We start from the raw sequence: 20,000 nt of genomic DNA on the forward strand, positions 1-20,000 counted from the left end.
CCTAATTCCACTGTCAACACTACGATCGGCACAGTCCCCAGTCTTGCTAGTGCCGACATCGTTACCACTAAAAGCGGACTCACATCGGCAGCGCCGGGGCAATCTGTCACTTATACAATTACTACGGCGAACATCGGCCCTGGCGACGCGGCCAACGTCACCATCACCGACAGCATCGTTCCAGGTTTAACAGGAGTTTTGGCTTCCAACGGGGGCACCTATGACCCAATCTCAGGGGTAGTGAATTTTCCGGCGATCGCCAGCGTGCCCGTCGGTCAAAGCGCTATCCGTACCGTTACTTTAGCAGTGCCCAACAGTGGCAGCATCACCAATATTTCCAGCAGTAAATCAACTACTCCCGACCTCAACCTCAGCAATAACGACGGCTCCTCTGCCACAGCTAGAGTCACTACCGCCGTTGCTCTCGATCCCGTCGCCAGTAGTGCAGACTTGGTGACTACCAAGACTGGTCTCACATCTACGACTGCTGGCAGTTCAGTTACTTATACTATAGCTACCACCAACAATGGACCGAATGCTGCTGAAAACGTAGTGATTACTGAAAGCCTCATTCCGGGTTTAACGGGAGTCAAGGTGTCCGATAACGGCACATACGATCCAGTTTCAGGGGTTGTCACCTTCCCAACTATTCCCAGTTTGGCTAGCGGCAGCAACACAAACCGCCAGGTAACTTTAGTTGTGCCAGCTAGCGGCATCACAAGTATATCCCAGAGCCGATCGACCACTCCCGACCCCAACCCCAACAACAACAACGGTTCCGAACCCAATGCCACTGTCATCACCACAGTCAGCGCGACTGGGGGCGCCAACCTACCCCCGGTAGCGGACAATAGCAACACGACACTACCGGCCAACAGCAGCACACCCATCAAGGGAATCAAAGGAACAGACCCAGACGGCACTATTGTTTCCTTCATCCTCAACACCCTGCCACCAACAAATCAAGGCGTCCTGTTCTTGGGCGACCCAGCTAGAGGAGGAGTGCCGGTCACGTCCGGTCAAGTCCTCACCCCAAGCCAAATCGACCAGTTATTCTTCCAAGGAAGCAGCACTTTCTCAGGAACCAGTTTCACCTACAGCGCCATAGACAGCAGTGGCGCCATCAGTCCCGCCCCTGCGACAGTCTCCCTGTTTCCGCCTACCGCTGACCAACCGCCAGTCGCCAACAACTCCAACGTTATTTTGTTGCCGGACAGCAACGCCCAAATACCCGGATTGGGAGGAACAGACCTCGACGGCACGGTTGTTTCCTTCACCATCAACACCGTGTTGCCACCCGAGGAGGGTACATTGTTCTTGGGCGACCCAACCAAGGGCGGAGTCCCGGTTACACCCGGTCAAGTTTTGACGCCGGATCAAATTACCCAGTTGTTTTTTCAGTCCAGTAGCAGTTTCACAGGGGCAAATTTCACCTACAGCGCTACGGACAACCTTGGCAATACAAGTCTGAGGGTTGCCACTGTGTCCGGTATTCTGCCAACGCCGACACCCGCGCCGACACCCGCGCCGACACCCGCGCCGACACTGACGCCGACACCCGCGCCGACACTGACGCCGACACCCGCGCCGACACCCGCGCCGACACTGACGCCGACACCCGCGCCGACACCGACGCCTATTTTCGGCAGAGTTCCCGAACCGGATACTGGCTGCGGTTGCCAACCACTGCCCTTGCAGCCCCCCATAACATTTATCCAACCCCAGCGTTCGCAAATACTTAACTTCGACTCAAACGCCGCAGAGTTGATTAACATCCAAAACACTCTCATCGGCACTCCCGGAAACGATTCCTTGACCGGAAACGACGCTAACGAAATGTTCGTTTCTTTCACCGGCGACGACACACTTTTAGGGGAAGGCGGTTCAGACATTGTGTTTGGCGACCAACAGCGAGACTTCATCGCTGCCGGTAGGGGCAACGACATCGTTTACGCCGGCAAAGAAACCGATGTGGTGTTCGGAGGGAAACAAGACGATCGCATTTTTGGCGATCGCAATTCCGACACATTGTACGGCGATCGCGGTTCCGACACGATCGTCGGCGACAACGGCAACGATATCGACTTGACTGGTAACGACGGCGACCTGATTTTCGGGGGTTCTTCAGGCGACGCCATTGCTGGCACTCAAGGCAGCGACACCGTTTACTCCGGTAAAGACCCCGACATCGCGACAGGGGGCAAAGAAGACGACTTGATTTGGGGCGACAAGGGCCCGGACACCCTCTACGGCGACAGCGGAGACGACTCTCTGTTCGGCGGCGTCCTCAACTCCCAGGACAGCGACGCCGACGGGCAAGATTTGCTGTTTGGAGGCGACGGGAACGACTTACTTAACGGCCAGGAACAAGACGACACTTTGCTGGGCGGCAACGGCCGGGATTTGGTGTTTGGAGGCAAAGGGGGCGATCGCATTTTCGGCGAAACCGACTCTGACACTCTCTACGGCGGCCGCGATTCGGACACGATACTCGGCGACTACGGCAATGCTTTCAGCAGCACAATTGCTACCGAAGAAGGCGACTTAATTTTCGGCAACGACACCGGCGACATCATCGGCGGAGGTAGCGGTAACGACAGCATTTTTGCCGGCAAAGGTAACGACTTAGCGGTAGGCGGCAAAGATAACGACATGATTTGGGGCGAACTCGGTTCCGACACAATTATCGGCGACGAGGGAGACGATTCGCTTTACGGTAGTTTGCAAAACGAGTTAGTGTCGGATGTTGACGGCCGCGACTTGCTATTTGGCGGAAATGGTAACGACTTTCTCAACGGCGGCGAGAGTTCCGACTCTCTCAGCGGTGGTTTTGGCAATGATACGGTTCGCGGTGGCAAGGATGACGATTTAGTGCGCGGAGATGCAGGCAATGACTTAGTTTACGGCGATGACGGCAGCGATATTTTGTGCGGCGATGACGGCAGCGATACGATTTTTGGCGATCGCGGGGAAAACGATCTAGGCCCCGCGGGTGCGATCGGTCAACAAGACTGCATCAACGGTGGCAGCGACGACGACCTTCTCTACGGCAATGAAGGCCAAGATACTCTCAACGGCGACGATGGTAACGACACTATTTACGGAGGGAAAGATAGCGACATTCTCAACGGGGGTGCGGGGGATGACTGGCTGTTTGGCGACGGGGGAGAAGATACTTTGATTGGAGGTATCGGGAGCGATCGTTTTGTGTTAAATAGCAACAGCGGTATCGATACTGTGCTCAATTTTGAAGTAGGAACCGACAAGTTTGCCCTCGCCGGAGGCTTGAGTTTCGACGCCTTGCAAATTAACTCGCGCGATGCGAACGGTTATGTCTTGCAAGTTGCTGCCACTGGCGAGATTTTGGCTAATGTTTTTGGGGTTAACAATGCTATTACTGCTCTGGATTTTGTGACTCTTCCTCGGTAAGACAGGACTGGGTTGAACAAACAGCGTGTAGGGCTCGACGCACACCGCACCTTACTGCTGTTTTTTCAAAAATTCTAATCCTAAAAAAATAGCTGCGATGCTTCCTGCTACGCAAATTTCTCGGTTTGCTATTTTCAACAAAACTTCGGCAATGGGGACTAAAACTACTTCAACATCTTCTGTAATATCCAATTGTATTTGGCTGGCAAGCTTGACATTTTTAGCAAAGTATAGGTAAATACAATTGGTGTCTTTTACTGGGTTGTCATATAAAGTTGCTAGTTCCCAGATTTCTTCAGCAACATATCCAGTTTCTTCGGCAAGTTCTCTGGCAGCAGCAGATTTGCCGCTTTCTTCCGCAGGATTGAAACTTCCGCCCGGCAGTTCCAGCAAAATCTCGCCTGCTCCGTGCCTGTATTGGCGCACAAATACAAGTTCTTGCTGCTTTGTCGCGGCAAATACTAGGGCGATATTGGGTCGGACGTGAACAAAAAAGTCGTCGATAATTTGTCCGTTTGGCAATTCTATTTCATCTTGTCTGACCTGACACCACTTGTTGTTAAGAACGAAGCGCGATCGCACTAATTTCCATTTAGTTAAATTTTTCATATTAATTAGGGCTTGCTGAAAAAGTGTAGGTAATGGAAAAACGAGGCTACACAGCTTGAAAAATAGTAGGTTTATTCCTAAATTTCCAAATTTAGCCAGAAATGAATAAGGAAAGTGCAAGGGTTTTGAGCCTCTATAATCCTATAACTTGCACTTGTTTGAGCGAAAAAAGCTTTAACCCCTTATTTGGCAAGCTTTCTACTTTTATTCAGCAAGCCCTAATTAATCCTTCGTAGGGTGGACACTGCGCACCTTAGCCTAATATAGCAATCCTTGCAGGAGTTGTGAAAATCGAGAGGCTCAGAGCCCCGACTTCTTTGAGAAGTCGGGGCTCTTGTTATTCACGAATGATTGAGGACTGCTATATTCGTTTGTAGGGTGCTTGTGGCGCACTTTACCCTAATTGAAGGGGAAGGAAAAGAAAAGAAGAATTAAGGCGTATCTGTTGGCATTCGGCAGAAGACAGAATGTTTTAACTTCTAATTCCCAATTCCAAATTCCCAACAATAATGCTAAACTTTCAGCGTCAAGCTACTACACCTTAACGGGAGCAATCTCGATCGATACATTTGTGGCAGATAATTATCCTCAAAGCTAGTTTAGATGAGAAATTTGACGCAAAAGCCATGCAATATAAAAAAATACCCCTAGAATTTGGCGCCGACTGGCAAAAATTGACTGTTCGATCGCTCGTAGCGGCATTGTTAGGCTGTCAGTCGATAGGTGTGAGTCTAGCAGTCGCCGCCGCAGTTGCGACAGTGCCCTGTGCACAGCAACCAGCAAATGCTTCTACACTCCCAAGTTGGCAATTCGATCCTGCCACGAATGAGCTCGTAATTAACCTCCCAGAGGGAACGACGCCCAAGTATTCTCTACTAAATCCCCGTCAAATTGCTGTGGATTTGCCCAATACGGAGATCGGAGTAGATGCAACTCAGCTTTACCCAGAAGGCATGGTGCGTTCCGTGGGAGTCATTCAAATTCAACCGGGAAGGGCGAGAATTGTGATGGAGTTGGCACCAGGGTTTGCTGTAGGGCCCGATCGAACTCTATTCAAAAAGATTGGGACAGCAAATCGCTGGGTGCTGATTCCGTCGATCGAACCGATGTCTGCCCCGGAAACCGCAGAAACCCCTGCTCGATCGGCCCCTGAAGTACCGCAGGATCGATCGGCAACAACTCACAACTCTGCCCCGAGCGCCACTCTAACTTTCGATCGCAATTCTTCCCCGCCGGCCACCCAAAACGACCAAATCCGACCGATAACAGTGCCTTTAGTCAGGGTTGCTGTTCAAGAACGGCGGGGGATACGTGTTGCTCCTGTACCGCGTCCCTCCGCATCCGAACAGCGGATAATCAACTTTGGTGAACCGCTTCCGAAATAGTAGGTTCACGTGTTTTGGACGCACGGGCGGTCATTCGATTTTAGATTTTAGATTTTAGATTTTGGATTTACCCCACGGATAAATTCGGGGGATTGAGGATTTTAGATTTTAGATTTTGGATTGATTCCACAGATAAATTACGTGGCGGGTACCATCAAGAAATTCGCTTGTCAGAAACCGGGTTTTTGCCAGAAGAAGCGTTACAGTCGGCAAAAACCGCAAAAAACCCGGTTTGTTAAGGTTTTGATGCGTCCAGGACAATCAAAATTAGAAATTTTGATTGTCTGTTGGAGCCACCGAACCGGGCTGGTTGATAAACAAATTTTTGGCGCTGTCGTTTTGATAGATACAATTGATGTCGGGTTGACTTTCCAGGGTACCGGTGAAGCCAAATGTATTCATGCGATTTTTGCAATCGCGCACTTGGTCTTGGCTGACGAGTTTTCTTTGTTCGAGAATTGCCCAGTTATTGGTTCGCAGCACGCATCCGGGGCGCATAGTCGGCTGTGAAATGTAGACATTGAAAGGGTTTAGGGTGACGTAGGCGCGCATGTCTGTCACCATCGCGCTGGCTCCAAACTGCACGCAAAGTTCGGGGTTCGGGGCGCTGCGATCGATAAATTCCCGGGATGCTACGTTCTCTGGGCTAATCGTAGCCGTGGAGCTAAAGGCAATGCCAATCCCAATTCCCAGAATAAAGACGGCTGTTAAAATCCCAAGGGTGGCGGAATTGAGGAAAGAGGGTTTGCCTGACTGAGGTTGGCGCCGCGACTGTCCGCCAAATGGGCCGGAGTCTTCATCTCGAAATTCGCCGCTGAATCTGTCGTCGTTGTAGGATTTAGGTTTGCGTTTCATATAATGTTCCGTCTGTTCTGGAGACTCAACAGGTAGTAGTTTGTTGTTTTTAACCGATCGCCTTTCTAACATTATGGCGTTAGGAAGGTGGTGGCTACACGCTGAGGACACCTCCTCTGCGTTTGGTGTTGGGTTCACAGCGGGCGATCGACCGGGGTAATGCCTTGTCTGAATTTGGAGATTTCAAATTAAAATAACTGAAAGTGAGATAGTCTTGCACAGCCCAGCAACCCGGCTCAAGATTATTGACAAATTTTAACATTTTACAAGTCAGGAGGTATAGATTAGTGTCTGTCGAAATTATTCAAAAGCCTTCCACAGTCCGCAAGCTTGCACCGCGCTACCGCGTTCTGCTGCACAATGATGATTTCAATCCTATGGAGTACGTGGTGCAGACTTTGATGGCGACGGTACCGAGTCTGACTCAGCCACAGGCTGTGAATGTGATGATGGAAGCCCACACTAACGGGATGGGACTGGTGATTGTTTGCGCCCTCGAACACGCTGAGTTTTACGCTGAAACGCTCAACAATCACGGGTTGAGCAGCAGCATCGAACCTGACGATTAGAACGTGACGGTACTGCAAAGGATTCGTCCAGCAGGTTTCTGACCCATAGCTGATAGGCTCATACCAAAAAGCCAAGGGGTAGACCCTTGGCTTTTTGGTATATTTAATGCGGTAGATCGGGAAATTTGAAGAGAATAGGTTTTTCGGAACGGCCGGAAGTGGTTCGGAGCTAGGTGAGCTCGATCGCCAATTTCAACTCTCCAATCTCAAATCTTTATCCTAGGAAATTAATAACGTCCTCCTCCGCCTCCGCCGCCGCCGCGACTAAATTTTCCTGGGCCGCCACCGCCCCGGTTGCCACCACCCCGACCTTCATCTTCGCGGGGCTTAGCTTTGTTAACTTTGAGGTCGCGACCCATCCACTCTGCTCCGTCGAGAGCAGCAATCGCTGCATCTTCTTCTGCATCTGTTGACATTTCTACAAAACCGAAGCCGCGGGGGCGACTGGTTTCTCTGTCGGTAGGTAGATGTACCCGCTTAACGGTTCCGTATTCGGCGAAGACGGTGGTGATGTCTTCTTGGGTAACTTGATAGGATAAGTTACCGACGTATATCGACATGAGGAATAACTCCAAAAATTAGACAGTGCAAAGATTTCAGTTTCGGAGAGTTCCCTGCCGATACAGAAGGGCAAGTTTTTAGACAATTCTGTAGCAATGAACAAAGCCTGCAACCGAATCTGATACAATTGGGATTTTAACACAGAATAATATCTTTTGATTAGGTTTCAGCAGTTAATTAAGTCGCTGTAATTAAACGTGAAACTTTTAGGGTATTCAGACACCTGGTTTCTGGGTGTGATGTTTTGGCAAGGTGGAACCCGAGAAAGTTGTGACGCCGACCGACTACCGCAGGAAAGATACGTCTATATTGCCAAAATTGGTACTCAAAGCTAGATGCAGGTTTTCCAGGGCTTTGACTAACCACACCACCCCTTCTCGGGTAGAAAATTCGTAGTGACCGAACAAAATTGCCAACCGCTTTTCTAGGTAGGGCTTGACTTTGCCGCAAATTAGCACGATTTTCAGCAGCAAACCTGTGGTTTGGGTCGGCCCGAGGTTGGAGATCAGGTCGATGAAAACAAAGTGGTTGGGCCGCGCAGGACTCTCTACTACTAAAAAGTTCAATAACTGGCTGCAAGTTCTGATCATTAAAAATTCGTTGAACTTCTGAGCATCGTTGTGGGGAAAGGTATTTTGTAGTTGCTTATACAATTTATCGTTAAATTGACGTTTGCCGTAGCGATCGTCGGTGACGGAAGAAATCAGGTATTCGTACAAGTCGTCTTTAAAGGAGCTGTAGGACTGAGTTGTGCAGGCGTTCGCCGTGAAGCGGCCCGCTAGCTGTCTGTAGGTATCGGCTCCTTCTACTTTTCCGACAAATTGCTTGAGGGCAAAGAACAGTTCGGGGTCGCTCAACAGTGTCGGGTTTTTTATAGGCTGTATATTCCTCACGAAGGAAAGTGAGGTTTCCCGGCGAGCTGTTTGGGCTTTTCTCACTTGGTGAGCGACGTATTGCGAGAGGTTGACTTCAAATTGCTGCTGCTTTTGAACTTGGATTTTTTTAATGATTTTCTGCTGTTCGTAGGTGCTGTCGTCGCTGAGGAGGCAGTGTTTGTAGAGGTAAGGGTAGCGAGGAATTAAGTTTCCCAGGGCTAGGGTGGCGGGGGTTTTGCTGTTGCTGCTGTCTTCATTGCTGTGAGTGATGACTTTGGCTAAGCGTTTGAGGGTGAGGTACTGTTCGCTTTCGGTAAATTGATTGACTAATTGGGGGATGGATACAGTCGATCGCGATCGACTGTATCCAAATACTATTTTGGGGGCTTCTTCAAACAGAGCGATCAATTCAGGGATGGCTGCTTGCTTGCTGGGGTATGTTTGCCAGCGGTTGATCAGGATGTGGCAGCAGCGGTTGAGGATGTACTTGAATTCTTGTGCGCCGTGTGTTGATGCTGCTATTTTTTCGAGTGCGTCGGCGACCGTGCGATCGGGATATCCGATACCGTGGACGAACAAAGTGCGAAAGCGGCTGATGAGTTCGGCCGGCTGCTCTACTTGTACCAATTCCAGCCAGTGGTTGTAAAGTAGCTGTTCTTCTTCTTGGCTTTGTCTGTTGTAGTCGTTCACTGTTGATTAACCCTCCGAGGCAAGGACAGAAGCTTTAAGCGCTATTGGCAGATATGAATTGGCAGATGAAGCGCCTGATTTGACTCAACCGAGCTTCTGACCTCCCGAGGCGCGAGGGTGGAAGCTGTCAGCACCTTAAGCCGATCGATATTGTTTGCTTAGTTAAACTATTTACAAACACCAGCATGACATGAATTGTTGCTAATTAGCAAGGCCTAAAATCACCATAGACTTTGTAAAGTATTGGTAAAGATTGTCTATGGGTACGGAAGGATTTCTTGGTTTGCTGACGATTTAGTATTAGGATTGTCAAGGTCAATCCTAGTCGGCAGCCCCCTATCAGTTAAATTTGAGGTCGCGCGAGGTAGGATTAGCTGTGAAAATAATTATTTAAATGTGAGTGCTGGTTATGGTCTGTCGCGTAAGTATCGCCCGACTTGCTGAAATTTTAACCGTAGCTTTGCCTGCTGTGTCTGAGGGCGTTTTGACAGCTTTAGGGACAGGTATTGCCACAGATACGCGCACTATTGAGGGGGGCGAAGTATTTTTGGCGCTGCGGGGAGACAATTTTGACGGACATCGATTTGTGGCAAAAGCCAGGGATTTGGGGGCGATTGCGGCGGTAGTCGATCGAGATTGGCAAGAGGAATTGCCTAATTTTCCGCTGTTGCGCGTTGACGATACTTTAAAAGCTTATCAGTCGATCGCCCGTTGGTGGCGCGACCAGTTCAGTATACCTATAGTTGCTGTTACTGGCTCTGTAGGTAAAACTACTGTTAAAGAATTAATTGCGGCGGTTTTGTCAACCCGGGGAAATGTTCTTAAAACTCAATATAACTACAACAATGAAATTGGAGTACCAAAAACTCTGTTGGAGCTTTCGCCGTCACACAATTATGCTGTAATTGAAATGGGAATGCGCGGGAGCGGTGAAATTGCGCTGCTGTCGCAAATTGCGCGTCCTACTGTGGCGGTAATTACTAATGTAGGAACGGCGCATATCGGGCGACTGGGTTCGGAAGAGGCGATCGCCCAAGCTAAGTGCGAGTTGTTAGCAGAAATGCCTGCTGAGAGCATTGCTATTCTCAATCACGATTCTGACAGATTAATCGCAACTGCGTCAAAAGTTTGGCAGGGAAAAACTTTAACTTACGGTTTAGAAAGCGGGGATTTGTGCGGGGAATTGCTGAATCCTAATACAATGTTAGTAGAAGGTGTGGAATTGCCACTGCCGCTGCCGGGACGGCACAATGCTGTAAATTATTTGGCTGCTTTGGCGGTAGGAAAAGTTTTAGGTATTGATTGGGAAGTTTTAAAGCAAGGTTTGTCTGTGCAGTTACCGGATGGACGGGCGCGCCGCTACGATTTGCCGCAGGATATTGTGATTCTAGATGAGACTTATAATGCTGGTTTGGAGTCGATGTTGGCGGGGCTGAGACTGTTAGCAGATACTCCCGGAAAGCGCCGGATTGCGGTGTTGGGAACGATGAAGGAATTGGGCGACAGGGCGATCGACTTTCACCGACAAGTAGGAAGGGCGGCGCGAGATTTGCAGCTTGACGCTTTGTTTGTTTTTGCTGATTTTGAGGAAGCAGCGGCGATGGCAGCGGGCGCGGCGGATTTGCCTTTTGTGGAGGTAGGAGATATTACAGCCAAGGATGGGCGGGAAGATTTAGCAAAGCGGTTGTTGGGATTTGTCGAAAAGGGCGATCGCATTTTATTTAAGGCCTCTCATTCGGTGGAGTTAAATCGAGTTGTGGAGAAGTTTAGGGCAGATTTTGCGGGGGAGTAATAGAAAAGAAATTTTGGGGATTTGAAATAATGCGAGCGCTTCTAGTCGATCGTCGCATCAAACTCGCGTTTCGATCGCTGATGCGTAGGGTAAGATGCCCATTTGCACCTAAGTCCCGAGGGTTCAATATTTTGATAGCCCTCTGCCCTCGATTTCGATATCGGGATCGATCTCAATTATTGAAATTTTGGCATTTTCAACTACTGTATTTCCCATCATTGTATTGTGCATTGCCTCAAACTTAGATTCATCTTTAGCAATTCGTTCGTAGTGCAAAATTACGTGATAACGCTTTTCAATCGGCTCTCCCGAATCCGAAATTTCCACCGCATCCCAATCTATATTTTGAGAGTCTTCGGCGAGCTTGCGGTAGCGAGATGCTAAATTTTCCAGGGCGATCGCGATCGCGTGTTCTTTCGTTTGTCCGTAAAAATTCATGGTATCATCAGGGCGATCGCTCAGAGATGACGAAATCTGACAAAGATACTGCCCGTTTGATTGAGCGCAAACGTCGATCGCAATTGTACCAGCAGTGCGATCGGGATTTATTTGAGTCATATCAACCTCGCTCTTTGCTAAAATTGCTAAATTGTATCAGGGTCAATATTTAATTCTCGCAGTTTTGGGGCCGGGCGATCGGTTCGTTGCATCTCTTGTTGAGCGCGTTGCATCTCTATCAAAATTGAGATGGAGGAGAACATTAGCGATCGGGTTTAAGATATGCAAGGGCTAAATTAAGGTAAATTCCAGGAGCTCGCCCGAGTCATCCATCCGCGTCAGTCAGCGTTCATCTGCGGTTGCTAAAAAGAGCGTCATTCGATTTTAGATTTTAGATTTTAGATTTTAGATTTTGGATTGACCCCACGCATAAATTCAGGGGCTTGAGGATTTTAGATTTTAGATTTTGGATTGATTCCACGGATAAATCCGGGGGCTTGTACCATCAAGAAACTCTTGGTCAAACCCAGCCATCCCCTACGGAATCGCCCTGCTTCACTCTCCTGACTGAATTTGACTCCTCACCCACTCCCGGAACAACCGAATTAAAGCATTTTCTTTTGTAGTCCTCCTCAATTCCAAAAACCGCAGCATCTCAACTTGCGACAAAAAAGGAAAAGTCGGAGAAACATCTCTTTCGGCATATTCCTGTGCTTCCAACTGATAAATTATTAAACGATTTCCGTCGTATCGCCAAACTTCCGGTACGCCTAAACTTGCATATAAAGAAAGGCGATCGATCGAACTACTCGTAACGTCAATTTCCACAACTAAATCTGGTGGCGGATCTTGATTAAGATCGATTTGTTCTTTGTCCCAAACCACATCCTCATTTTCGATATAGTAGCACTGATCCGGTTCCAGACCGCGAGCCAAATCCTGGCGCCTGCAAGTTAGAGAACCCAAACTCCGAATTTCGATGTTTAATTCTTCACTCACACTTTCCACAAAACGGCCTAAAATTTTCTTGTACTTTTCGTGGGGTGCTGATGGAGTCATAATTTCTAAATTTCCGCGATCGTAAGTCAGGCGAATTCCTCCCTGTTCCCCTAACTCATTCAGCAGGGATTCATAAGTTTTCCAGCTAATGTTTTTCAGCAGAATTCCGCTAGTTTGATTCTGGATCAGGGTGGCTGTCATGGCTACCTGCCTGGGTTGTAGATTATTGATTGTATCTTAGCAAACATTATACAGCATATTCCATGTAGATGTTGTACACACAATTTTCTAGCCCGTGTAAGGTGCATCGCCACCCGTCAATCTGTAAGTTTTATCCACCAATATTTCGCAGATCCGCACCCGGAGGATTAACACCACACAATATAGCTTTATAGTGTACTTCATGAACCTGGAAGAGGCTGTATTGAGTGACGGGCGATCGCCCTCCTTCACTCTCCTGACTGAATTTGACTCCTCACCCACTCGCGGAACAAGCGCAGCAAAGCCTTTTCTTTTGTAGTCTTTTTCAGTTCCAAAAACCTGAGCATTTCCGACTTCAACAAAAAAGGAAAGGTTGGAGAAACCTCGCACTCTGCGTATTCATTGCCTTCTAACTGATAGATGATTAAACGCTTCCCATCGTAACGCCAAACTTCAGGTACGCCCAAACTTGCGTAAAGTTCTAGACGATCGATCGAACTGCTGGTAATGTCAATTTCAATAGCTAAATCTGGTGGTGGGTCTTCATTGAGATCGATTTGTTCTTTATTCCAGACAATATCTTCATTCTGAATGTAGTAACATTTATCAGGTTCTAACCCCCGTTCCAAATCTTGCCGCTTGCAGGTTAGTGAACCCAGGCTGCAAATCTCCACATTTAATTCATCAGTTAGAACTTCAACAAAATTTCCTAAGAGTTCTCCCGACTTTTCATGGGGTGCTGATGGAGTCATAATTTCTAAATTTCCGCGATCGTAAGTCAGGCGAATTCCTCTTTGTTGGGCTAACTCATTCAGCAGGGATTCGTATGTTGTCCAGCTAATGTTGTTCAGCAGAACTCCGCTACTTTGATTCTGGATTAGGGTGGCTGTCATGGCTGCCTACCTGGGTTGTAGATTATTGATTATATCTTAGCAAATATGATATTTGACTTATTGCATAAATCTTTGAGCGATCGCGAAACCGCAAATCAACGCCGATAATTTTAACAATCGCGGATGCACCAAGATCGAAGAAACCGGGTTTTTCACCTAATCTCGTCGCTCCAGCGAAGGATCTTCGTGAAAAACCCGGTTTTTGGCAACCTTTTCATGCGGTGCGAGGTATTAACCGATGTTAAAAACTAGAAAAATCTAGTTTTTAACATTAGACCTCTTGCAAAAATAACTAGGACGGGCTCTCCGGCCCATCCCACAAAATTTTTTTTCTTGTGGAATGGGCCGGAGAGCCCGTTCCAGAATTTGATTAAAAGGATTTTTGCAAGAGGTCTAATCAAAGAAACCGGGTTGTTTCCCTAATCTCGTCGCTCCGCCGAAGATTTCGGAAAAAAACCCGGTTTCTCGCTACCTGTTCGTGGAGTGCGATCGAATCTATTCGATCGCACTCAATACACTACTTCGCGGCTTGACGCTCTTTTGCCGCCTTAATCACTTCTTCAGCGATGTTATTCGGACAAGGAGCATAGTGCGAGAAGGACATGGAAAACTGACCGCGGCCAGATGTCATAGTACGCAAGTCGCTAATGTAACCAAACATTTCGCTCAACGGCACATCTGCCTTGATCCGCGCTCCTATCTGGCTTGTCTCCTGAGATTTCATCATCCCCCGGCGACGGTTGAGGTCGCCGATCACGTCGCCCATGTAATTATCTGGAGTGAATACATCGACATTCATAATCGGTTCGAGCAACTGAGGCCCAGCTTTCGGCAAAGACTGCCGATAAGCCGCTTTGGCAGCAATTTCAAAGGCCATCGCCGACGAGTCAACTGGGTGGAAACCGCCTTCTAGAAGCGTGAATTTCAAGTCCAGGCAGGGGAATCCGGCCAAGACGCCTTTGTCGATGCAGCTTTCAAAGCCTTTTTCGACTGCCGGCCAATATTCTCTCGGTACGCTACCGCCGGTCACTTTTGACTCAAATATGAAGCCGCTTCCAACCTCACCAGGCTCGATCACATAGCCGATTTTGGCAAATTGACCGGAACCACCTGATTGCTTTTTGTGGGTGTATTCGTCTTCGAGGCGCTTGGTAATCGACTCGCGGTAGGCTACTTGGGGTTCGCCAACTTCTACTTCGATGCCGTGGGTGCGCTTGAGAATGTCTACTTTGATGTCGAGGTGCAACTCGCCCATCCCCTTGAGAATCATTTCGCCGCTTTCTTGATCCGTCACCATGTGGAAGGATGGGTCTTCTTGCACCATCTTGGTGAGGGCTGCTCCCATTTTTTCTTCGCCGCCTTTTTGTTTCGGTTTGACCGAAATCGAAATCACGGGATCGGGGAATACCATCGGCTCTAGGGTTGCGGGATTTTTGGGGTCGCAGATGGTGTGTCCGGTGCGGACGTTTTTCATGCCGACGATCGCCACAATGTCCCCGGCTTGGGCCGATTCAATTTCTTCGCGAGAGTTGGCGTGCATCTCTACCAAACGGCTGACGCGCTCGGTTTTGCCTGTGGCTGTGTTGAGTACGGTGTCGCCCTTGGACAGAGTACCCGAGTACAGGCGGGTGAAGGTTAGAGCACCGTAGCGATCGTCCATGATCTTAAACGCCAGTGCCCGCAATGGCCTGTTGGGATCGACGATCGCAAACTCGCCGGTTTCATTCCCATCGAGATCGACTTCTGGCTGCGGTGTGACTTCCATCGGGTTCGGCAGGTAGTCAACCACGGCATCGAGAACCAACTGCACGCCTTTGTTTTTAAACGATGAGCCGCAGTAGGTGGGGAAAAATGCCCGATCGCGAGTACCTTTGCGAATGCAGCGCTTGAGGTCGTCGATGCTCGGCTCGTTGCCGTCGAGATATTGTTCCATCAGAGCGTCGTCTTGCTCGACGGCCAGTTCGATCAACTTTTCGCGCCAAGTTTCGACATCATCGACCATATCGGCGGGGACATCTTTAATTTTATAGTTCATCGGATCGCCGGAGTCATCCCAGATCCAGGCTTTGCGGGTCAGCAAATCGACTACGCCACAAAACTTTTCTTCTATGCCGATCGGCAATACCATCACCATCGGTTTAGCTGCGAGGATTTTATCAACTTGCTGGACAACCCGGTAAAAATCTGCACCGGTGCGATCGAGCTTGTTGATGTAGATAACGCGAGCCACTTTGGAATCGTTAGCGTAGCGCCAGTTGGTTTCAGATTGCGGTTCAACTCCACCCGAACCGCAGAACACACCGATGCCACCATCGAGAACCTTCAAAGAACGGTAAACTTCGATCGTAAAATCGACGTGTCCCGGAGTATCGATGATGTTGAGCTGATGTTCGTTCCAGAAGCAGGTGGTAGCAGCGGATTGAATCGTAATACCGCGCTCTTGCTCCTGTTCCATGAAGTCAGTAGTCGCCGCGCCTTCGTGTACTTCACCGATTTTGTGGATTTTACCCGTCAGTTTCAGGATTCTTTCAGTTGTGGTGGTCTTGCCAGCATCTACGTGGGCGAAGATGCCGATATTTCGATAACGAGTGAGATCTTTCATAAAAAAATTCGGGAAGTGGGAAACGAGCGTGTCTTTAGACCGCTCGTGGAAAACGGCTCGGCGGTTTCAACCGCCGTGAATCTTTCCATTACACGGGGATTGCTAAATTCAGTGTACTTCTGTGATGTACTTTCGATGGGACAATTACCACCTCAAACCTCGCAACCCGCTCACGCATAATGTTTGCTCTTTTATGAGCCTCCCTTGCGGGGTAATGTTAGCTTCGACCTGGTTATCTGGGCTTGTTAGGCTTACAACACTGTTCCAGTGACTTTAGAACTGTTTAATTGAAAGCGACAGAGCGGAAAACTAGCTTCGCATTCTCCGGTGTCGTGACCCAAATAACGGCTGCTCTTTCGAGCGGTCTGGTCAGTACAGCTTGCAAAAGATTTCTCTTACAAGCTCAACAGCTTTAGTCGTGAGTTACTGACAATTAGTGTTGAGATTTAATGCGACGAACCGTCGGCGACCACCTGCAAGCGTAACCAGCGAGGAATCAATGTTGCCTTAGGCGCCAGTACAGGCTAGATTTCCTTTCCCCTGTGTTTGGCAGAACTATCTTAATTTTGACACTTCCCCGTCATTCCTGCGAAGGATTTTTGGTTTAATTCAGTACGGGAATCCTTACAATTCATAAAAATAACCCAGACAAAGCTGAAAAACCCAGTTTCTTTGATCCCAGAAGACCGGGCGGTTGAAACCGCGTCTACACAAACAAAACCCGCCTCCGCGGGTTGAAGAACGAGGGGTAAAAATGGCGTTATTTTATTCAGTCCGCGGAGGCGGACTTCGTTTTTGTAGAAGCGGTTTCAACCGCCGTCTAAGTCAAAATCGACCCGCTCATCATCCGCTGATATCTCCGCTCCAATTCATCCCGCACCACCGGCCACTGATTCAAACTTTCATCATTCTCAATTACCATTTGAGCCGCCGCCCTCGCCAACTCCAAAACCTCCTGATCCTCCACCAAACTAGCCAAAGCAAAATCCGGCAAACCCGACTGTCGAGTTCCCAAAACCTGACCCGGCCCGCGCAATCTCATGTCCATTTCCGCAATAAAAAAGCCATCTTGAGATTGTTCTAAAACCTTCATTCTCTGCATAGCTTCCGCAGTTTTGGAACCGGGCATTAACAAACAATAAGAACGGTTGCTGCCCCGACCAACTCTACCCCGCAACTGGTGCAGTTGCGACAGTCCAAAACGCTCAGAATTTTCAATCAGCATTACGGTGGCATTCGGCACATCTACTCCCACTTCAACCACAGTAGTAGATACTAAAATATCCGTTTCTTTGTCCCGAAACTTCGTAATTGCCTCATCTTTGTCAGCACTGCTCATTCTACCGTGCAGCAAACCCACCTTAAACTCAGGAAATACACTTTTTTCAAGTTTCTCTTTTTCTTCAATTGCCGATCGCACGTCCAACTTTTCCGACTCCTCCACCAGCGGCAGCACCACATAAACTTGACGCCCGCTAGCCACTTCCCGCCGAATCAAATCGTAAGCTTGGATGCGTTCTTTGGCAGACAGTACAGTGGTTTGAATCGCCTGCCTGCCGGGGGGAAGTTCATCAATTTGACTCACATCTAAATCCCCGTGCAGCGTCAGCGCCAGCGTCCGGGGAATGGGAGTTGCCGTCATCGTCAAAACGTGAGGAGCTTCGCCTTTTTGCTGCAATTTAGCGCGCTGCTGCACGCCGAATCTGTGCTGTTCGTCAATTACCGCCAAACCCAATTTATGGAAATTCACAGTATCTTGAATCAGCGCGTGAGTTCCCACTAAAACCGGCAATTCTCCGGTTTCTAACTGGCTGTGAATTTCCCGGCGCTTGGCTATTTTTGTCGAACCCGTTAACAGTTCGACAGACAAGTGCATCAAATTAAACCAACCTACCAATTTGCGGTAGTGCTGTTCTGCTAAAACTTCTGTCGGTGCCATTAAAGCCGCTTGATAGCCGGATTGAATTGCTGCTAGCATTGCGACGACGGCTACTACGGTTTTGCCCGCACCGACATCGCCTTGCACCAATCTGTTCATCGGTTGCGGCGAAGCTAAATCGTTGAGGATGTCGTTAATTACTCTTTCCTGAGCATTCGTCAAGGCAAAAGGCAAGATTTCATAAAAATGTTCGATCAATTTGCCGCTAGGAAGGATGACTGCACTAGCTTGAGCTTTCCTTTGGGTTTGGCGGCGCTTTAAAAGTCCTAATTGCAGGTAGAAAAATTCGTCAAAAACTAAGCGGCGGCGGGCGGCGGCCAAACAATCTCGATCGAGCGGAAAGTGAATATTAGTCACGGCATCGGCTAAACCCATTAAACCGTAACGATCGCGCAAATCCTCGGGTAGCGATTCCGGCAACATTTTTGCCGCCGGCATTGCAGCCAAGATCGATCGCCTCACCGAACCCGCATCCACCCCTTCCGTCAGCGGATAAACCGGTATCAGGCGGCCGACTTTCATGGATTCGATCGCACCGCCGGAGTCGTCTAATACTTCTAACTCAGGATTTTCTAAAGTAATGCCATATTTACCTTGCTTCACCAACCCCGAAGCTGCCAGCACCGCACCAGTACAATACTCGCGCTTTTTGAATTCTTGCCAGCCGCGATTGCTGTAGCGAGGGCCTGCAAAAAAACGACTGATTTTTATTTCTCCGGTGCGGTCTTTTAAAATTACTTCTAATATGGTTAACTTCTTATTTTTCGGGCTAGAAAAGCAATTGCAGCGCTTTACTTCTGCGATCAAAGTGACAGTTTCCCCAGCTACCAGCTCGCGAATTTGTACTTGCTTTGCATAGTCGATGTGGTTGCGCGGATAGTAGTAAAGCAAGTCGTATACAGTGTATAAACCCAGTTTTACCAGGCGGTTGCCGTTGGCAGGGCCGATGCCGGTGACGCGGGTTAACTGTTGGTCGAGAGTCAGGCTTGGTGGTGCGGGTGCTGTACTCAGGGGTGCAGTTCGGGGAACGGCAACTGCTGGGGCGGTTGGTACGTCCGGGTTTGCGGGTCTGACTTGTCCTGCTTGTTCTTCGTGGTGGCGAGTTTCTTGTTCCCAAACTTGCTCCAATTGCCTCAGAAAACTGACCGTAATGGCGATCGAATGCTGGCGCTGTTCGAGATCCTTCTGAGGATAGATGTCAAATTCGGCGGCTAGTTGTCTGGCTCGATCGCGCGAAGGAGCGGCGACAGCACCTGCCAACTGTCTCAAACTGAGGCCCAGAAACTCGCTGAAGCGGTATTGACTGCCTTGGAGGTCGTTAAATCCGCGATCGGCTTCTACTGAAAGAGCTTTTTGCAATCGCTGCCATTCTGGTTGGTTATTAGTCATCAGTCATTAGTCATTAGTCATTAGTCATCAGTCATTAGTCATTAGTTATTAATCATAGCTCAAGAATTCCAGACAACTGCCAACTGCCAACTGCCAACTGACAACTGACAACTGCCAACTGACAACTGCCAACTGCCAACTGCCAACTGTCAACTGACAACTGTCAACTGACAACTGACTAATCTTCAAACCAACTCGATCGCCAAGCCGATTCAGCCTCCACCACAGCTAGTTCCCGCTGCTTTTTCTGGTAATCGCGGCCGAGCGAGTTCAACTTTACAGATAGGTTGCGAATTTGCTGGCGCCAAGCCGAGGTTCCCGCATCGGCAAACTCTATTTCCGACAAGCGCAGTTTAATTGCTGTAATGTGCAAAGCTTTAGCACGCGATGTTTCTGCCACATTTCGCGGTGCAGAGGAGTTATCGGTTTCAATGACTATGTTTAATAAATTAGGTGGGCCCGCCACGCTGTCGCCGGACAATTCAGCAACAGAAGCAGCTTCTAGAACTGGTTCTGGCAATTGACTGGGCAAGATTCCCGACTGTTGCAGCAAGCGGTTGGTGTCGCGAGAAAGCAGCTTGATGTTATGGGCGATCGACTTTTCAATACTATTTTGCCAGCGCGCCAAACTTTCGGGGGAATTGGCACTTGGTAATTGGTAATTTGCCAATGAAAATAGATATTCAATGGCGGAAACTTCGTTTTTTTCCTCTTTTTTTTTCTTTATTTCTTCTTCCTCTTCTTCTTGTTCTTCTTGTTCTTCTTGTTCTTCTT

General features: G+C 48.7%; 14 protein-coding genes and 1 pseudogene (1 of these 15 cut by a window edge). 4 read left to right on the forward strand and 11 right to left on the reverse strand.

All coding sequences use genetic code 11. From position 1 onward, the window contains the following. Window positions 1-3,429: pseudogene (locus tag QUB70_RS01125) on the forward strand (DUF4347 domain-containing protein); the annotation flags it as partial. Between the two features lie 51 nt (window positions 3,430-3,480). Here QUB70_RS01125 and QUB70_RS01130 read toward each other — a convergent pair. Then, window positions 3,481-4,038 carry an NUDIX hydrolase gene (locus tag QUB70_RS01130; protein ID WP_332977896.1) on the reverse strand — a complete coding sequence of 186 codons (558 nt, stop codon included), beginning with the start codon at window positions 4,036-4,038 and terminating at the stop codon, window positions 3,481-3,483. Between the two features lie 626 nt (window positions 4,039-4,664). Between QUB70_RS01130 and QUB70_RS01135 the strand changes: the two genes are divergently transcribed. Continuing rightward, window positions 4,665-5,423, forward strand: coding sequence for an AMIN domain-containing protein (locus QUB70_RS01135; RefSeq protein ID WP_332977897.1), 759 nt, complete (start codon window positions 4,665-4,667; stop codon window positions 5,421-5,423). A 267-nt stretch (window positions 5,424-5,690) separates the two neighbouring features. Here QUB70_RS01135 and QUB70_RS01140 read toward each other — a convergent pair whose 3' ends face one another. After that, window positions 5,691-6,278 (reverse strand): DUF3172 domain-containing protein, encoded by a 588-nt coding sequence (locus QUB70_RS01140; protein WP_332977989.1) that lies wholly within the window; start codon window positions 6,276-6,278, stop codon window positions 5,691-5,693. Between the two features lie 287 nt (window positions 6,279-6,565). Between QUB70_RS01140 and clpS the strand changes: the two genes are divergently transcribed. Then, window positions 6,566-6,847: an ATP-dependent Clp protease adapter ClpS gene (gene clpS, locus QUB70_RS01145; protein ID WP_015178019.1), complete on the forward strand. Its 282-nt coding sequence runs from the start codon at window positions 6,566-6,568 to the stop codon at window positions 6,845-6,847. Window positions 6,848-7,074: 227 nt separating this feature from the next. On the opposite strand, the gene QUB70_RS01150 is transcribed toward clpS, so the two are convergent. Next, entirely contained in the window at window positions 7,075-7,407 is a 333-nt protein-coding gene (locus tag QUB70_RS01150) for an RNA recognition motif domain-containing protein (protein WP_332977898.1), read from the reverse strand. 285 nt (window positions 7,408-7,692) lie between these two features. Then, window positions 7,693-8,973 (reverse strand): hypothetical protein, encoded by a 1,281-nt coding sequence (locus QUB70_RS01155; protein WP_332977899.1) that lies wholly within the window; start codon window positions 8,971-8,973, stop codon window positions 7,693-7,695. 409 nt (window positions 8,974-9,382) lie between these two features. On the opposite strand from QUB70_RS01155, the gene QUB70_RS01160 reads away from it, so the two are divergent. Next, complete coding sequence (locus QUB70_RS01160; protein ID WP_332977900.1) at window positions 9,383-10,765, forward strand: UDP-N-acetylmuramoyl-tripeptide--D-alanyl-D-alanine ligase; 1,383 nt, start codon at window positions 9,383-9,385, stop codon at window positions 10,763-10,765. A 123-nt stretch (window positions 10,766-10,888) separates the two neighbouring features. Here the strand turns inward: QUB70_RS01160 and QUB70_RS01165 are convergent, their stop codons facing one another. The 7 genes from QUB70_RS01165 to QUB70_RS01195 all read right to left on the reverse strand — a co-directional run. Then, window positions 10,889-11,323, reverse strand: coding sequence for a hypothetical protein (locus tag QUB70_RS01165; protein WP_332977901.1), 435 nt, complete (start codon window positions 11,321-11,323; stop codon window positions 10,889-10,891). 435 nt (window positions 11,324-11,758) lie between these two features. Beyond that, window positions 11,759-12,403 (reverse strand): Uma2 family endonuclease, encoded by a 645-nt coding sequence (locus QUB70_RS01170; protein ID WP_332977902.1) that lies wholly within the window; start codon window positions 12,401-12,403, stop codon window positions 11,759-11,761. A 248-nt stretch (window positions 12,404-12,651) separates the two neighbouring features. Beyond that, window positions 12,652-13,296, reverse strand: coding sequence for a Uma2 family endonuclease (locus tag QUB70_RS01175; protein WP_332977903.1), 645 nt, complete (start codon window positions 13,294-13,296; stop codon window positions 12,652-12,654). 517 nt (window positions 13,297-13,813) lie between these two features. After that, window positions 13,814-15,898 (reverse strand): elongation factor G, encoded by a 2,085-nt coding sequence (gene fusA / locus QUB70_RS01180; protein WP_332977904.1) that lies wholly within the window; start codon window positions 15,896-15,898, stop codon window positions 13,814-13,816. 820 nt (window positions 15,899-16,718) lie between these two features. Next, window positions 16,719-19,226 (reverse strand): ATP-dependent DNA helicase RecG, encoded by a 2,508-nt coding sequence (gene recG / locus QUB70_RS01185; protein WP_332977905.1) that lies wholly within the window; start codon window positions 19,224-19,226, stop codon window positions 16,719-16,721. Window positions 19,227-19,274: 48 nt separating this feature from the next. After that, window positions 19,275-19,400 (reverse strand): hypothetical protein, encoded by a 126-nt coding sequence (locus QUB70_RS01190; RefSeq protein WP_332977906.1) that lies wholly within the window; start codon window positions 19,398-19,400, stop codon window positions 19,275-19,277. Between the two features lie 4 nt (window positions 19,401-19,404). Then, window positions 19,405-20,000, reverse strand: partial view of a hypothetical protein gene (locus QUB70_RS01195; RefSeq protein ID WP_332977907.1) — the 3' portion only. Its footprint extends 403 nt past the window's final position; only the last 596 of its 999 coding nucleotides appear in the window; its start codon lies off the right edge, out of view; its stop codon occupies window positions 19,405-19,407.

Origin of the sequence: Microcoleus sp. A003_D6 (assembly GCF_036702825.1) — a bacterium.
Classification (GTDB): Bacteria; Cyanobacteriota; Cyanobacteriia; order Cyanobacteriales; family Microcoleaceae; genus Microcoleus.

What these genes read in the sequence shown, in the direction of transcription:
- fusA (WP_332977904.1), bottom strand. Translation starts at nt 15,898, where the DNA reads ATGAAAGATCTCACTCGTTATCGAAATATCGGCATCTTCGCCCACGTA.
- QUB70_RS01170 (WP_332977902.1), bottom strand. Translation starts at nt 12,403, where the DNA reads ATGACAGCCACCCTGATCCAGAATCAAACTAGCGGAATTCTGCTGAAA.
- QUB70_RS01150 (WP_332977898.1), bottom strand. Translation starts at nt 7,407, where the DNA reads ATGTCGATATACGTCGGTAACTTATCCTATCAAGTTACCCAAGAAGAC.
- QUB70_RS01175 (WP_332977903.1), bottom strand. Translation starts at nt 13,296, where the DNA reads ATGACAGCCACCCTAATCCAGAATCAAAGTAGCGGAGTTCTGCTGAAC.
- QUB70_RS01140 (WP_332977989.1), bottom strand. Translation starts at nt 6,278, where the DNA reads ATGAAACGCAAACCTAAATCCTACAACGACGACAGATTCAGCGGCGAA.
- recG (WP_332977905.1), bottom strand. Translation starts at nt 19,226, where the DNA reads ATGACTAATAACCAACCAGAATGGCAGCGATTGCAAAAAGCTCTTTCA.
- QUB70_RS01130 (WP_332977896.1), bottom strand. Translation starts at nt 4,038, where the DNA reads ATGAAAAATTTAACTAAATGGAAATTAGTGCGATCGCGCTTCGTTCTT.
- QUB70_RS01165 (WP_332977901.1), bottom strand. Translation starts at nt 11,323, where the DNA reads ATGACTCAAATAAATCCCGATCGCACTGCTGGTACAATTGCGATCGAC.
- QUB70_RS01135 (WP_332977897.1), top strand. Translation starts at nt 4,665, where the DNA reads ATGCAATATAAAAAAATACCCCTAGAATTTGGCGCCGACTGGCAAAAA.
- QUB70_RS01160 (WP_332977900.1), top strand. Translation starts at nt 9,383, where the DNA reads ATGGTCTGTCGCGTAAGTATCGCCCGACTTGCTGAAATTTTAACCGTA.